General features: G+C 68.1%; 15 protein-coding genes. 3 read left to right on the plus strand and 12 right to left on the minus strand.

Going from position 1 to position 13440, the window contains the following annotated elements; translation table 11 throughout:
- Window positions 1-137: 137 nt before the first annotated feature.
- The 7 genes from ACUXVX_RS10900 to tpiA all read right to left on the minus strand — a co-directional run bounded on the left by ACUXVX_RS10900 (window position 138) and on the right by tpiA (window position 5677).
- Complete coding sequence (locus ACUXVX_RS10900; protein WP_222469526.1) at window positions 138-1313, minus strand: M23 family metallopeptidase; 1176 nt, start codon at window positions 1311-1313, stop codon at window positions 138-140.
- A 52-nt stretch (window positions 1314-1365) separates the two neighbouring features.
- Entirely contained in the window at window positions 1366-2013 is a 648-nt protein-coding gene (locus tag ACUXVX_RS10905) for a protein-L-isoaspartate(D-aspartate) O-methyltransferase (RefSeq protein WP_222469525.1), read from the minus strand.
- On the minus strand, window positions 2010-2795 hold the full coding sequence (gene surE, locus ACUXVX_RS10910) for a 5'/3'-nucleotidase SurE (RefSeq protein WP_446308326.1): 786 nt from the start codon (window positions 2793-2795) through the stop codon (window positions 2010-2012). Before surE ends, ACUXVX_RS10905 begins: the two co-directional genes overlap by 4 nt.
- A gap of 122 nt (window positions 2796-2917) precedes the next feature.
- On the minus strand, window positions 2918-3571 hold the full coding sequence (locus ACUXVX_RS10915) for an SDR family NAD(P)-dependent oxidoreductase (protein ID WP_446308327.1): 654 nt from the start codon (window positions 3569-3571) through the stop codon (window positions 2918-2920).
- A gap of 82 nt (window positions 3572-3653) precedes the next feature.
- Window positions 3654-3914, minus strand: coding sequence for a hypothetical protein (locus ACUXVX_RS10920; protein ID WP_222469522.1), 261 nt, complete (start codon window positions 3912-3914; stop codon window positions 3654-3656).
- A gap of 143 nt (window positions 3915-4057) precedes the next feature.
- Complete coding sequence (locus tag ACUXVX_RS10925) at window positions 4058-4747, minus strand: DUF2199 domain-containing protein (RefSeq protein WP_446308328.1); 690 nt, start codon at window positions 4745-4747, stop codon at window positions 4058-4060.
- A 168-nt stretch (window positions 4748-4915) separates the two neighbouring features.
- A complete protein-coding gene (gene tpiA / locus ACUXVX_RS10930) occupies window positions 4916-5677 on the minus strand; it encodes a triose-phosphate isomerase (protein ID WP_446308329.1) in 762 nt (253 codons plus the stop codon).
- 184 nt (window positions 5678-5861) lie between these two features.
- Between tpiA and ACUXVX_RS10935 the strand changes: the two genes are divergently transcribed.
- Together ACUXVX_RS10935 and ACUXVX_RS10940 are read left to right on the plus strand one after the other, a co-directional pair.
- Window positions 5862-6638, plus strand: coding sequence for a hypothetical protein (locus ACUXVX_RS10935; protein ID WP_446308330.1), 777 nt, complete (start codon window positions 5862-5864; stop codon window positions 6636-6638).
- Between the two features lie 75 nt (window positions 6639-6713).
- Window positions 6714-7628 (plus strand): isopenicillin N synthase family dioxygenase, encoded by a 915-nt coding sequence (locus ACUXVX_RS10940; protein WP_446308331.1) that lies wholly within the window; start codon window positions 6714-6716, stop codon window positions 7626-7628.
- Window positions 7629-7686: 58 nt separating this feature from the next.
- On the opposite strand, the gene ACUXVX_RS10945 is transcribed toward ACUXVX_RS10940, so the two are convergent.
- The 5 genes from ACUXVX_RS10945 to ACUXVX_RS10965 form a co-directional block, all read right to left on the minus strand.
- Window positions 7687-8976 (minus strand): MFS transporter, encoded by a 1290-nt coding sequence (locus ACUXVX_RS10945; protein ID WP_446308332.1) that lies wholly within the window; start codon window positions 8974-8976, stop codon window positions 7687-7689.
- A gap of 84 nt (window positions 8977-9060) precedes the next feature.
- Entirely contained in the window at window positions 9061-9225 is a 165-nt protein-coding gene (locus ACUXVX_RS10950; protein ID WP_446308333.1) for a hypothetical protein, read from the minus strand.
- Window positions 9226-9337: 112 nt separating this feature from the next.
- On the minus strand, window positions 9338-10723 hold the full coding sequence (locus ACUXVX_RS10955) for a DUF2927 domain-containing protein (RefSeq protein ID WP_446308334.1): 1386 nt from the start codon (window positions 10721-10723) through the stop codon (window positions 9338-9340).
- Window positions 10723-11178, minus strand: a complete 456-nt coding sequence (locus ACUXVX_RS10960) for a GNAT family N-acetyltransferase (RefSeq protein WP_446308335.1) — start codon at window positions 11176-11178, stop codon at window positions 10723-10725. The genes ACUXVX_RS10955 and ACUXVX_RS10960 overlap by 1 nt, the downstream gene beginning before the upstream one ends.
- A 204-nt stretch (window positions 11179-11382) precedes the next feature.
- Entirely contained in the window at window positions 11383-12666 is a 1284-nt protein-coding gene (locus ACUXVX_RS10965; protein WP_446308336.1) for a cation:proton antiporter, read from the minus strand.
- Between the two features lie 63 nt (window positions 12667-12729).
- Here ACUXVX_RS10965 and ACUXVX_RS10970 point away from each other — a divergent pair, with 63 nt between their 5' ends.
- Entirely contained in the window at window positions 12730-13434 is a 705-nt protein-coding gene (locus ACUXVX_RS10970) for a DMT family transporter (protein WP_446308337.1), read from the plus strand.
- The last annotated feature ends 6 nt before the right edge of the window (window positions 13435-13440 follow it).

The following is a 13440-nucleotide window of genomic DNA, read 5'->3' on the forward strand; positions in this document are numbered from 1 at the left end:
CACCCAACTTTCGTTAACTTTTGCACTGTTAACCCTGCGTTCCGGGCGATGCACAACTGATGCACATCCCATGCACATCCGATGCATACGCGATATGCATCGGAGTGGTTAACGTGACCCCACCGAACGGGGGCTGATCAGGGCAGATAGCCGGAGGGATCGACCGCCTTGGTGCCGTTGCGGACCTCGAAGTGGAGGAACGACGGGTTGCCCGCGCGGACCTTGGCGATGGTCTGTCCCTTGGACACCTTGTCGCCCTTGGCCACGCTTACACCGTCGACGTTGGCATAGACGGTGAAGAGGCCGCCTGCGTGGCGGACCAGCAGGATCGGCACCTTGTCGGTGCTTTGGGTGATGGCGGCGACGGTGCCCGCATCGGCGGCCTTGACGGCGGTGCCGGCTGGGGCGCCGATGTCGATGCCGTTGGACTTGGCCGAGAAGGCGCGGATGATGTTGCCCTGCACCGGAGAGGCAAAGCGCGACGAGCTGGCGGAGGCCGAGGTGGCCTGCTTGCCGAGATCGGGGCTGTCGGGCGTGCCGGGAGCGGGCTTGGCCTCGGCCGTTCGGGTCTGGGCCGCCGGTTCATCCTTGGGCAGGGGCGTGGAGGCCGAGGGCGGCGTGGGGGTGGCCGTGCCGGCACCGGGCTTGGTGACGGTGGTCGCAGCGGGGCGCGTGGGCGCCTCCGGCGGGATCAGGAGGGTCTGGCCGACGCGGAGGGTCAGCTTGTCATCCAGGCCGTTCCAATCGTCCAGCGCCTTGACCGAGACGCCGTAGAGCCGGGAGACGGAATAGGCGGTTTCGCCCGATTTCACCACGTGGCGGATGGGCTCCTGGCCGGTTTGCGGCTTGCGGGTCGGCGTGGTGGCCGGGGTGATCGTGCCCTCGGCGCGGGAGATCGCATTGTCGGCCAGAACGGCGACATCGACCTGCTCGGGTGGGCGGATCGGGCCGGTGGTGACGGCACCGGTGGCGGGCGAAGGCTCGGCCACGCGGCGCGGCAGCAGCAGCACGGCGCCCGCGTTCAGCGGCGCGCCGGGGGGCACGGAGTTGCGGGCGGCAAGCTCGCTCTCGGGCAGGCCGATGCGGGCGGCGACGGAACTGACGGTATCTCCGCGCCGGGCAACGGCGACTTGATAGCCGGGGTAGGAGAGGATGCCGCGATTGTCGGGCGCAGGGCGCGGCTCGGTGGCCTTTTGTGCGGCGGAAGTGGTGTTGAACCCACCGCCGAAGCCACGGAAATCGCTATCGAAATCTTCACAGGCGGCAAGCGCGAACAGGCTTGCGGATGCCACGAGAGTTGCGGTGAGACGCATGACGCTCGTTCCCTCAATATGGTGGGGGCGCCTTGTTTCGGCACCTCCCTGACTACTCCTTGCCCAACCCCTCGAGGAGCGGAACGAAACGCACATCGCGCAGCTCGTCGTAGTGCAGGCCTTCTTCGGTGCGGCGCACGCGGATCAGGCTTTGCACCGCGTCCGACTGGCCAACGGGCAGCACCATGATACCGCCAATCCGAAGCTGGGCCAAGAGCGGGCCGGGCGGGTCTTCGGCCGCGGCGGTCACGAGGATCTTGTCGAAGGGAGCATGCTCGGGCAGGCCGTGGGAGCCATCGGCGGTGAAGGTGGTGATATTGGTCAGATCGAGGCTGCGGAAGAGCTCCTCGGCGGTGCGGGTGAGGCGGCGGAAGCGGTCGACGGTATAGACCCTTCGGACCAGCAGGCTGAGGATCGCGGCCTGGTAGCCGGAGCCGGTGCCGACCTCGAGCACCTTGTCGCGTGGGGTCAGTTGCAGCGCTTGGGTCATCAGTCCGACGATGGAGGGCTGCGAGATGGTCTGGCCGCAGGCGATGGGCAGGGGGGTGTCATCATAGGCGCGGCCCGAGAACAGGCCTTGGACAAAGGCGCCACGGTCGATCTTTTCCATCGCCGAGAGCACGGCCTTGTCGGTCACCCCGCGGGAGCGCAGGGCGAAGAGGAACTGCATCTTGCGTTCCGCTTCGGAGCCGTCGGTCATCCCAGCTTCTCCCGGAGCGGCGCGAGGGCGTCATGGGCCGTCAGGTCGGCGCGCATGGGGGTGATGGAGATGTGGTTGTCGAGCGTGGCCTCCACATCGGTGCCGGGGCCGGTGCGCTCGTGCTGGGGGCCGCCCTTGATCCAGAGGAACCGGCGGCCGGAGGGGGCGATATGGGGCTCGACAGCGAAATTGGTATTTTTTCTGCGGCCTTGGGTGGTGACCTTCATCTCGCCTACATCCCCAGCCGGGCAGGGCGGAAAGTTGACGTTGTAAAAGGTGTGATAGTCGCGGCCCTCCCAAGTGCCGTGCTCCAGCAGCGCGCGGATGGTGGCGGCGCCGTGGGCGGCGGAGGCCTCGAAGGGGTTTTCGAGGGCCACATTGTCGGGGCCATAGAACTGCGAAAGCGCGATGGAGCGGACGCCCTGAAGCGCGCCTTCCATCGCGCCGCCGATGGTGCCGGAGTAGAGCGTGTTCTCGCCCGCGTTGTTACCGCGGTTCACGCCGGAGAGCACGAGGTCGGGGTGCTGGCCGTCGAGCACATCATAGAGGCCGGCGAGGACGCAGTCGGCCGGGCTGCCCTCGGCGGCAAAGCGGCGCTCGCCAAGCTGGGCGATCATGGTGGGGTGGGTGTAGCTGATGCAATGGCCGACGCCCGATTGCTCGAAGGCGGGCGCCACGACCCAGACCTGGCCGGAGGGACCGGCCAGCTCGGTGGCGATCTCTTCGAGCACGGCGAGCCCCGGTGCGTTGATGCCGTCGTCATTGGTGATCAGAATGCGCATGCTGCCCCGCTTTTTGCTTGCTCCCTGAATAGGCGAGGCCCCGCCCACTCACAAGCGGGAGGCTGCCCGGCGGGCAGGCCGGGGTGCATTTTGTTGCTGAAAACCGCGGGAAGGCGCTGCGCTCAGGCGAGCAGCTCGGGCAGAAGGCGGGCGGCCTCATCTTGCGGGGCGGTCAGGGGCGCGCGGTCTTCGCCGGGGAAGAAGCGCGCGCGGGTGGCGGTGGGCATGGGCGCGGGTTCCAGCACCAGCACGCGCGGTCCGGTTTTGACGGTTTCGGCCTGCCAGCTGCGCACCAGCGCCATCTGTGCCGCCTTGGTGGCACCGTAGTGGCCGAAGAACTTTTGCCCGCCGCGCGGATCGTCGAAGAAGACAGCGCGGCCTTCGCGGGCGAGAAGCAGCGGCTCGACCAGCCCGATCAGCCGCCGGGTGGCAGTGACGTTGGTGTCGAGGCTTTTTTGCCAGTCTTTCTCGTCGAGATGCGCCGCCGGGCCGAGGGGGGCGGCGTGGATGGCGGCGTGGACCCAGAGATCCAGCCCGCCCCAGCGCCCGGCCACGGAGGCCACAAGCTGCTGCATGGCTGGCTCGACGCCGATATCCATGGGCGCGAGGGTGGCGGCCCCGCCGCGGGCGCGGACCCTGTCATCGAGCTCTTCGAGCGCGCCGGTGGTGCGGGCTACGGCGATGATGTGATGGGTCGGTGCAAGGGCCTCGGCCAGGGCGGCGCCAAGGCCGCGCGAGGCGCCGGTGATGAGGGCTGTTTTCTCGGGCGTGGTCATGGGGCGGGTTTGGCGTGGGGCGGGGGCGGCGTCAAGAGGTGGGCGGCGTCAAGAGGTGGGCCGCGTCAGGCGGTAAGGGATGTCAGCCGGGGAGGGCGAGGCGGAGTGGCTTGCCATCGAGCTTGAGGGTGAGGCTGTTGCTGTCGATCCCGGTGACGGTGCCGCCTGCGGCGCTGCTGCCCTCTGTCACCGTCTCGGTCCGGCCCGAGCGGTGGCGCAGGATCGCGCGGCGCGCGTTGGGGCTGCCGGTGACGGCGATGAGGCTCAGCGCGCGCAGATTCAGCGCGTTGGGCGTGGTGGCGAGGCGTGCGGCGTCTTTCTGGCCTGCCGTGGGTTGGGTCATTCTCTTCTCTCCGACTATGCAGCGCCCGGGGGAAGCCGAGCGGAGCGGCGGCCTAACAGGGCAACGGGAGAAGGGCGAGAGGGGCAGGAGGTCGCAGCCGGACACGGCTGCGTGAAACGGCAGAGACCCGCCGGGCGGGGTTGTCAGCCGGGCTCGGCGGGTGGGCCCTCGGTGGGAGCCTGGACTATTTCGAAGCCGCAGCTCTCCCCCTCTTCGGTGGCGAGGTGGGGGGCAAGGTTGGTACCGGTGGTGGCGTAGAGTTCGAGCAACTGGTCGAAGCTGACGCCGCCCTGCTGGGCCGCCCGCATCGGCCCGTCATGCGGAAAGAGCGCGGGCCGGTCGGCGGGGCCGGAGGTGGTGAGCAGGCAGGCGGTGGGCAGGCGCGGGTTGGAGCCGGGCAGGCCGTTGGCCAGAACCGCATCGCATCCGTCGAAGGGCGGAAAGGGCGACATGGTGGATTGCGCATAGGCCTCGAAATGCTCCCGCGCCACCCGCGCCCAGGGGCCGAAGCAGAAGTAACCATCGTAGCCGCGGATTGGCACCGGAAGGATGCAGCGGATGAAATGGGCGTCCTTGAAGCGGCAGAGGTCGGAGGTGAGCCTGTCGGCGCCCGCCTGCATCAGGTGCTCGCCGGTGGCGTCGCGAGAGCCGTGGGGCCAGACATCGGGGTGATCGAAGCCGAGGTCGGTGAGGCCGGGCGAGCTGCGCCCGCAGCCGGGGCAGCGCCACTCGGGATCGATAAAGCGCGCCCATCGCGGGTCACGGTCGAGCGCGGGGTCGCCGGAGGCGGTGGTGAGCGCGTCGGAGAACCATTGGGGGGCGTTGAAAGGCATGGGGCGATCTGGCGTGAATGGGGGCGGGGGGTCAAGGGGCGGAGAGGGACGGCCGTGCGTGGCGGAACGCCCACCCACCCACCCCGTTCCGCCACGCACGGCCTGCACACGATGTCTGAGGGGGCTTAATGCTCGGGACTCACCGAAGCAGGATGGCTTGTGGTGGGGTCACCCCTGAGTGGGGGCGGCCTCGAGGGCGGTTATGATGGCGGAGAAGTCTGCGGCCTTCAGGCTGGCGCCGCCGACGAGGGCGCCGTCGACGTTGCTGACGGCGAAGATTTCGGCGGCATTCGAGGGTTTCACCGAGCCGCCGTAGAGGATGCGGGTGGAGCGGCCCACGCCTGCGCCGAAGCGGCGCTCGAGCCGCATGCGGATGAAGTCGTGGACCTCGCCGATCTGGTCGAGGGTCGGGGTGCGGCCGGTGCCGATGGCCCAGATCGGCTCGTAGGCGACGACGAGGCTGTGGCCGGTCACGCCGTCGGGGATGGAGCCGGAGAGCTGGCCGCCGATGATGTCAAGCGTGTTGGAGGCATCGCGCTCGGCCTCGCTTTCGCCCACGCAGATGACGCAGGTAAGCCCGGCCTCCAGTGCGGCGTTGGCCTTGGCGCGCACGTCCTCGTTGTGCTCGTCGTGATCCTGCCGGCGCTCGGAGTGGCCGAGGATCACGTGGGTTGCCCCGGCATCGGCCAACATGGCGGCGGAGATGTCGCCGGTGTGGGCGCCGGAGGCGGCGGCGTGACAATCCTGCCCGCCGGTGGCGAGTGCGGTGCCTTGGGCGGCGGCGGCCATGGGAGCGATGAGCGTGGCGGGCGGGCAGAGCAGGATATCAACGCCGGGCGCGCCGTGGGCCTCGGTGAGTGCGGTGACCTCGGCGAGGTTGGCCTTCAGGCCGTTCATCTTCCAGTTGCCTGCGGCGAGCTTCTTGCGCATCCCGATCCTCCCTTGGCGGTTTGGCGCGAGTAAGCCCGGAACGGGGCGGGCTTGCAAGGTGGGAGGTTTGGGCGAAATGGCGCGGGTTGGGGGCCGCAGAGGGGAAAGGATTGGAACCGGGCGGGGCGGATGGAGTTGACTGAGCATGGGGGCGCGGCGGTTGCGCCCCGAGGAGGCTGCCCTGATGAAACTTCCGATGAAACGCCCGATCCGATGGATTGCAGTTGTGAGCCTGATTGCGGCGATGGCCGTTGTGCAGGCACCCGGTGAAGCGGCGGCGCAGGGATTTCTGAAGCAGTTCGAGCGTGATCTGAAGGAGGCGCGGCGGGATTTGCGGCGCAAGATGGGCGTGGATGTCCGCGTGGAGCGGCAGCGGACACAGCCAAGGCAGACAGGGCCGCGCGGGCCGGTGATCCGCCGGGAGAGCGGGTTGGTGGCCACCTCGCTGCGGCCAGAGATGCGGCCGGGCAGTGAGGCGCGCGAGAGCGCGGCGACGGCGCTGCCGCAGAGCCGGGCGGGGCGGAACCTTGAGATGCTGCTGAGCGCTGCGGTTGCCACGGGCGACGTGGCGCCGGAAGTGGCACAGGTGATCCGGGCCGGGAGCTTTCCGACGATGGAAGAGCTTGAGGCGCGCACGGCTGGGCTGGGCAACGGCTGGTTGCCGGGCGGCGTGACCCATGCGCTGGAGGCGGGCAAGGTGGTGTGCTCTGACAGTGGCAGCGGGGGCTGCGCCAAGGTGGCAGAGGATGCGACGCTGGCCGATGTGCGCGAGGAGATCGGCGTGATCGAGGCGCAGGCGGAGGCGGTGATGGCTGTGGCCGCGGTGCCGGGGCTGGCCGAGGCGATGGAAGAGGTCGCGGCGGAGCGGGCAGCGGCGGCGGAGCCGGAGCGGGCCTATCCGGTGGCGCGGGGCGAGGAATTGCCCCCGATCGACAGTCTGCTGGACGCGCAGGGCCAGTAGGCGCCGCGCGGCGCGGCGCTTGAACCCGGCGCGCGGCTGGGGCATCACCTTTGCGATGCGCAGAGAGGGTGCGAGATGATCCCGAGAATTGATGCGAAGGCCCTGCTGGGTGGCGAGGCGGCGGCGCTGGAGGCGGTGCGGGCGGCGGCCTTTGATACCGGCTTCATGGTGGTGGAGAACACGCCCTTTGCGCCCGAGCGGATGGCGCGACTGATCGAGACCTACCGCGCGTTCTTTCACCTTCCCGAGGCGGAGAAGGCGCGGGTGGACATGGCGGCGACCGGCTCCAACCGGGGCTGGGGCGGAATGCGCAGCGAGCAGGTGGACCCGGAGAGCAACCCGGACCTCAAGGAGGTGTTCGACTGCGGTTACGAGTGGCCGGGTGCGGCAGAAGCGGGTGCGCCGGAGCGCTACTATGCGCCGAACCTCTGGCCGGAGGCGCCGGACGGCTTTCGGGACGAGGTGGAGGGTTATTACCGGGAGGCGCTGGGGTTTTGCCGTGAGCTGCTGGGGGCTGTGGCGGAGGCGATTGGCGAGGATCGGGGATATTTTGCCGAGAAGTTCGCGCATCCGATGGCGCTGCTCAGGGCCAACTTCTACCCCGCGCGGCCGGCCTGGGCGGGTGACAAGGACTTCGGCATTGCGCCGCACACCGATTACGGCTGCCTGACCCTGCTGGCGACCGACGGGGCGGCGGGGCTGGAGGTGCTGCGGCGGGACGGCTCATGGGAGCCGGTTGCGGCGGCGCCGGGGGCTTTTGTGATCAACTTCGGCGAGATGCTGGAGATGTGGTCAGGCGGGCGGGTGAAGGCCACGCTGCACCGGGTGAAGGGCGGCGCGGCGGAGCGGATTTCGATACCGCTGTTCTTTAACCCCGAGTGGGATGCGGATGTGTCGCCCGAGGGGGCGGCGGCGCCGATCCGGGCGGGGGATCATCTGTCGAAGCGGTATGATGAGACTTATCTGCATATGAGCAAGGCGGGGCGGTAAGGGGCGGGTCTGCCGTGCTGGGGCCAGTGGCGCGCACCGGGCTCCGGGGGCTCTGCCGCTAAACGGGTGCGGCCGCGAGGCGTTTGGCGAGTATCCAGCTCAGCAGCGCGGCCAGCAGTAGGAAGACCGCAGCGGCGCTCCAAGCGATGGAGGTGGAGTAGGCTTCGGCCAGCGCTCCAACCATGACCAGCCCGATCATGGCGCCGAGTTGTTGCAGGAGGGAGCGCAGGGAGAGCATGGTGGAGCGCTGATGATTCTCCACGCAGCGATGCAGGAGACTGCTGGCGGGGGTTTCGCTTACGCCGAGGCTGATGGAATAGGCGATGAAGACGCCGATGAACCCCACGATACCCAATTGCATGGCCAAGATGACTTGGAGCACCGCGAGGCAGGTGAAGGTTGCCGCAAGCGTGACGGCGTGGCGCCGCTGGAAGACGCGGCTGACATAGGGTGACAGGGTGGCGCCGAGGGCGATTGCGAAGAAGTAGGTTGCGGTGAGGGCACCGATGGCGGTGTTGGCAAAGCCCTCGTCCAGCATGGGCTTGGCATAAGTCGGCCAGATCACCTCGACCGGGTTAGTTGCCATCGCGAAGAGGGCCAAGGCCGCGAGGAGCAGTGACAGTGTGGCGTGCTTCAGGGCCAAAGCGCTGGCCTCGGCAATGACCGAAGGTACGGTGGCGAAGCCTTGCCGGAGGGCGCTCGGGCGGAGGGGGCGCGGCGGCTCCGAGATGGCGAAGTAGGTGAAGAGCAGAACGCCGATCATCACGGCAAAGCTGGCGGCGTAGGACACGTCATAGACGCTGATCCCGTGGCGCAGGCCCGCCGCGCCGAAGAGGTCGGGCAGGACGCCGCCGAACACGGCGCCGGTCGCGAGGCCCATTGCATTGGCCCATTGCGCCTTGGCGAGCGCGGGTTGGACATCGACATTCGGCGCGGCCTCCCTGAACGTTTCGACAAACCATGCGTCGAGCGTGCCGGAGCGCAGCGCGCGGCCAAAGCCGATGAAGGCGAAGGAGAGCGCGAGGACGGTGAAGCTGCTGGACGACAGGAAGAGCGCCAGCGAGATCAGGCTGGCCACGACCGCCGATAGGAACACCGGCTTGCGGCCAATGGCATCGGCCAAGCCGCCGAAGGGGAGTTCCATCGTCATGGTCGTGAGGGAGTAGACGCCGAAGAGCAGCGAGATCTGGAAGAGGTCCATGCCGCGATCGGTCAGGGCGAGGGCGACGACGGCCACGGTGAGGCCCATCGCGAAGCGGTCGAGGAACTGGTGTATCTGGAACACCCGGATGTGGCGCCGCGCCGCGTGGCTCAAGGCCTTGAAGGAAAACTCGATTTCGGTCGCCATGGCGGCAGCATCTGCCTTTGGGCGTAGCTGCGCAATGGGGCTTGGGGAGGGCGGTCGCTTGGCACGGATCGCCGGGCTGGCGCCTTAAAGAATCTTCTCGAGAGCGATGGTCACGAAGAGGGCGACGATGGCAAAGATCAGGGCGTAGACGGCCATGTATTGCAGCTTGTCGAGCCGGTTGCCCTTGCGGCGGCTGGCGTGGAGGAGGCCCGCGAGGGCGCCGAGGATGATGGCGAGAAGAACGATCATGGCTGCGGTTCCGGCAAATGCTTCGGGGCGCCTTCTAGTGCAGAAGACGCCCCGTTGAAAGCGGGCTCGCCCCGGTGCGGCGCAATGGCCGCAGGGGCGGCGGTGTGGGCGCTCAGTTGAAGCGCGGGCGGCGGGCCGGGGTGAGGGCGGAGATTTCGCCGGCGCGGGCGCGGACCACGGAATCGGCGCCAAAGCCGTAGCGGGCCCAACCCAGCGCCTCGGTGCGCACGGCGGCAGCCGGGCCGGTGCGGCCCATCAGCTCGTAGGCCTCGGCCTTCAGCAGCAGCAGGGTGGAGAGCAGCGCCGCGTTTTCGGCGCGGCGCACGGCGGGCAGCACCTCGTCGATCAGCCCGATGGTGCCATCGGCCTGACCCGAGCTGAGCGAGAAGGCGGCAAGCTGCATTGCCACATGGGCGGCCTGGATCTGGGTTTCGGGGTTGTTGCGGTAGAGGCGCGAAGCTTCGAGGAAGCTGGCCAGTGCCAGCTCCGGCTCGGCGGAAAGCGCGAGGCGCCCGAGCGCGTAGAGCGAGAAGGCGGCGCGGTTGTCACGCCAGCCCTGTGCCTTGGAGATGTTCACCGCGCGCTTGGCGGCATCGAGCCGGGCCGAAGGCCGGGCGCGCGGGCCGAGCGCGGCTTCGATGGAGTCGATCCAGGCACGGGGGGTGTAGGAAGCGTGGCCGCCGCCACCGCGATTGCCGCCCGGGTTGATGCGCCCGAAGATGGCGGGCAGGCGGGCGGCGACCTGTTCACGGCTCATGCCGGAGTGCAGCGAGGGGTCGTAATAGGCGCGCAGCATCAGCATGTCGAAGCCGGTGAGCACGGTGTGGAAGTTGTCGTCGTTAAAGACCGAATCCGGCAGGCGGTAGAGGTCGTTCAGCGGGCCGAGGGCCTGGGCGATTTCTTCATGCAGGCAGTCGCGCACCTCTTGCGGGCTCACGTCGCCGGGCAGGAAGACGGCGATCTGCTGGCGCTCGCCGAGTGAAGCCCAATCGACGGTGCGGCTGCGGCGGGCCTTGCGGAACTCGGACCAGCTGGAGACGCGCGGCACCACGAAGCAGGCGGCCTGCGGGACCAGACGCTGCAGCTCGCGCTTGGGCACGATCTGGACGGTGATGGAGGGCTTGGCCTCGCCGCCGCGCGACAGGTGAACGTCGATCCGGGCCTCGGAGCGGAGCCGGGCCACGAGGCGGGAGAGGTCGCCGGTGAGCGAGGCGGGCGCTGCGCCTTTGACGGCGATGGTCACCGGCCCCTCGAAGCGAGAGAACTGGGGCAGTTTGCGGCCGCTTTCCATCTGGAAGCTCAGCTCGAGAAAATCGGCGGCAAGCTGGGCGTTGGAGCGGTAGGTGGGCACTGCGCGGGGCGTGGAGAAGGTGCGCATGGCCGGCAGGTCACCGGTGTAGCTGGCGCGCCGCTGGGGCACATCGACATCGGGAATGGACGAGGTCGAACAGGCAGCGAGGACAAGGGCAAGACCCGCAGGCAGCAAGCGGTTCAGCATCAGGCAGCTCTCCGTTGGTATTTGATGAAGGGCGTCAGCTCACCGATCCGGTCGTAGAGCTTGCGCGCTTCGATATTGAAGTCCTGCGTCATCCAGTAGACGTAAGGCGCCCCCAGCGCCTCGGCGTGGCTGTAGACAGCCTCAATCAGAGCCCGCCCGGCGCCGGTGCCGCGCAGGGTCGGGTCCACGTAGAGATCGCCGAGGTAGCAGACATCCTCGACCCTCCAGAGGTGGCGGTGGATCACGCAGTTCACCAGCCCTATGGGCTGCCCCTCGACCTCGGCTATGAAGCCGAAGGTGCCGGTATCGGACGGATCGACAAGCCGGGCGAAGGTGGTGGCATACACCTCCTCGGGCCGGGTGGCCTTGTAGAACGTCAGATAATCGGTCCAGAGCCTGCGCCAAGCGACTTCGTCGCCGGGCGCGAGGGCTCGGATGGAGGCAGTAGAGGGCATGGCGGTCCCATATGTCAGGCGAGGGGTAGATTACCCGGAGTCTGCGCGAGGGCGAGCGAAAATGTCAGTAAAAGGGCAAGTATGTGGCGTGGTGTTCCAATGGCCCCAATGGGTTAGGACACAAACCTCAAGTAGTGGGCGCATTGTTGCCTGCCCCAAGATATTGCCGCACCGCGCCCGTTTCTGGTTGGGAAACAGTGGTGATCAGGCGCGGTTTTTATCCAGTTTCGACGCAAAAGGCGCCACTGTGAGGCCCTGAACGATGATCGAGAACAACACGATCACGTAGGTTGTGGTCAGAATCAGAGGCTTCCACTCCGAATCGGGCAGGCTGAGCGCGAGGGCGACCGAGATGCCGCCCTTGAGGCCGCCCCATGTCATCACCGGGATGACGTTTTCGGGCATGGTGCGGAAGGGTTTGAGGATCAGCACCGGCACGGCCACGGCGGCGAGGCGGGCCAGCAGAGCAAGGCCGATGGCGGCGGCGGCGGAGGTGAGGAAGCTGGCGTCGAAGCTCACCGCGAAGATCTCGACACCGATCAGCAGGAAGAGCACCGCGTTGAGGATCTCGTCGATCAGTTTCCAGAAGGCATCGACATATTCGCGGGTCTCCTCGGACATGGCGTCACGGTAGCTGACCTCGCCGATGAGCAGCCCGGCGCAGACCGCCATGATGGGGGCGGAAACGTGGAGCCAGATGGCCAGCTCGTAGCCGCCGAAGGCGAGGGCGAGGGTGATCAGCACCTCCAGCGAATAGTCGTTGATCCGGCGCATGATGCGCCATGTGATCCAGCCGAGGATCATGCCGAGCGCCGCGCCGCCGAGCGCCTCCTGGGCGAAAAGGATGGCAGCGTTGGTCAGGGCGGTTGAGGTCTCTTCGGCGTGTTCGGCGCCGTGGGCTGCCGCCTCGCCGTGGCCGCCCGCGCCGGGGAAGGCGAGGCCGACGAGCACGAGGTAGACGACGTAGCCGACGCCATCGTTGAAAAGGCTCTCACCGGCGATCTTGGTTTCGAGCCGCTTGTCGAGCTTGGCCTCGCGCAGCACGCCCAGCACTGCCACGGGATCGGTGGGGGAGATCAGCGCGCCGAAGACCAGCGCGATAAGCAAGGGCATGCCGGTGATCCACGAAAAGCCCACGCCCGCGATGGCGGTCGAGAGGCCGACGCCAATGGTGGCCATGAGCAGGACGGCAGGCCACTCGGCGCGCAGATCGGCGATTTTCACATGCAGAGCGCCTGCAAAAAGCAGGAGGCCGAGCATGCCCTCCAGCAGCGCATCGGAGAACTCGATGCCCTTCACCACGGCGGTGATGCTCTCTTCGACATTCGAGGCGGGGAAGACCGCATCGAAGGCCAGCACGCCGAGGGAGGCGAGCAGGGCCACGATAAGGATGCCGATGGCGGAGGGGAGGCGGAGGAAGAAGTAGTTGATGGTGCCGAAGGCGGCGGCGAGCACGATGAGGAGCGAGGCGATTTGCAGGAGGGTCATGGGCGCGTGGAGGTCTCTTGCTTGCGGCCCCGCGGGGCCTGTGATCTGGGTGCCGGAGCGGCGTTGGGTCCGGTTATAGGCGAGGGGCCGATGGAGCGGAAAGACAGAATTGATGCCTTCGGGGCGGCCTCGCTGGTGGGGTTCTCGCTGCTCTTGGGCTTTGGGCAGGTCATCATCAAGGTGGGCAACGAGGGGTTCGGGCCGGTGTTCTTTGCCGGTCTGCGCTCTGTGCTGTCGCTTGTTGTGCTGCTGCTGTGGATGCGGGCGCGGGGGATCAGGTTGGAGCTTGGACGCGGCAACTGGGGGCCGGCGCTGGTGATGGGGCTGTTCTTTACCGGCGAGTTCGTTGCGCTCTTCATCGCACTCGATCTCACCACGGTCGCCCGCTCGGCGCTGATGTTCTACACGATGCCGGTCTGGCTGGCGCTGATGGCGCATTTTCTGCTGCCGGGGGAGAAACTGACCGCGGTCAAGCTGGCTGGGCTGGCGCTGGCCTTTGCCGGGGTGGCGCTGGCGCTGCTGGTGGGAGAGACGGGGGAGGGCGCCTTGATCGGCGATCTATGTGCGCTGGCCGGCGCGTGGTGCTGGGCCGGGCTGGCGCTGATGGCGCGGGCGACGCGGCTGCGAGAGATGCGGGCCGAGAGCCAGCTGGCGTGGCAGCTGGCGGTGAGTGCGGTGCTGCTCTGCGCGATGGCACCGCTCTTCGGGCCGCTGCTGCGGGGGCCGGAGCTGATTCACTGGGGCGTTCTGGGGGTGAGGCGCTGGTGATCTCGG

It is taken from the genome of Vannielia sp. SX4 (assembly GCF_052828525.1).

What these genes read in the sequence shown, in the direction of transcription:
- tpiA (WP_446308329.1), bottom strand. Translation starts at nt 5,677, where the DNA reads ATGCGCAAGAAGCTCGCCGCAGGCAACTGGAAGATGAACGGCCTGAAG.
- ACUXVX_RS10945 (WP_446308332.1), bottom strand. Translation starts at nt 8,976, where the DNA reads ATGGCGACCGAAATCGAGTTTTCCTTCAAGGCCTTGAGCCACGCGGCG.
- ACUXVX_RS10935 (WP_446308330.1), top strand. Translation starts at nt 5,862, where the DNA reads ATGAAACTTCCGATGAAACGCCCGATCCGATGGATTGCAGTTGTGAGC.
- surE (WP_446308326.1), bottom strand. Translation starts at nt 2,795, where the DNA reads ATGCGCATTCTGATCACCAATGACGACGGCATCAACGCACCGGGGCTC.
- ACUXVX_RS10950 (WP_446308333.1), bottom strand. Translation starts at nt 9,225, where the DNA reads ATGATCGTTCTTCTCGCCATCATCCTCGGCGCCCTCGCGGGCCTCCTC.
- ACUXVX_RS10965 (WP_446308336.1), bottom strand. Translation starts at nt 12,666, where the DNA reads ATGACCCTCCTGCAAATCGCCTCGCTCCTCATCGTGCTCGCCGCCGCC.
- ACUXVX_RS10960 (WP_446308335.1), bottom strand. Translation starts at nt 11,178, where the DNA reads ATGCCCTCTACTGCCTCCATCCGAGCCCTCGCGCCCGGCGACGAAGTC.
- ACUXVX_RS10955 (WP_446308334.1), bottom strand. Translation starts at nt 10,723, where the DNA reads ATGCTGAACCGCTTGCTGCCTGCGGGTCTTGCCCTTGTCCTCGCTGCC.
- ACUXVX_RS10920 (WP_222469522.1), bottom strand. Translation starts at nt 3,914, where the DNA reads ATGACCCAACCCACGGCAGGCCAGAAAGACGCCGCACGCCTCGCCACC.
- ACUXVX_RS10925 (WP_446308328.1), bottom strand. Translation starts at nt 4,747, where the DNA reads ATGCCTTTCAACGCCCCCCAATGGTTCTCCGACGCGCTCACCACCGCC.
- ACUXVX_RS10905 (WP_222469525.1), bottom strand. Translation starts at nt 2,013, where the DNA reads ATGACCGACGGCTCCGAAGCGGAACGCAAGATGCAGTTCCTCTTCGCC.
- ACUXVX_RS10940 (WP_446308331.1), top strand. Translation starts at nt 6,714, where the DNA reads ATGATCCCGAGAATTGATGCGAAGGCCCTGCTGGGTGGCGAGGCGGCG.
- ACUXVX_RS10900 (WP_222469526.1), bottom strand. Translation starts at nt 1,313, where the DNA reads ATGCGTCTCACCGCAACTCTCGTGGCATCCGCAAGCCTGTTCGCGCTT.
- ACUXVX_RS10915 (WP_446308327.1), bottom strand. Translation starts at nt 3,571, where the DNA reads ATGACCACGCCCGAGAAAACAGCCCTCATCACCGGCGCCTCGCGCGGC.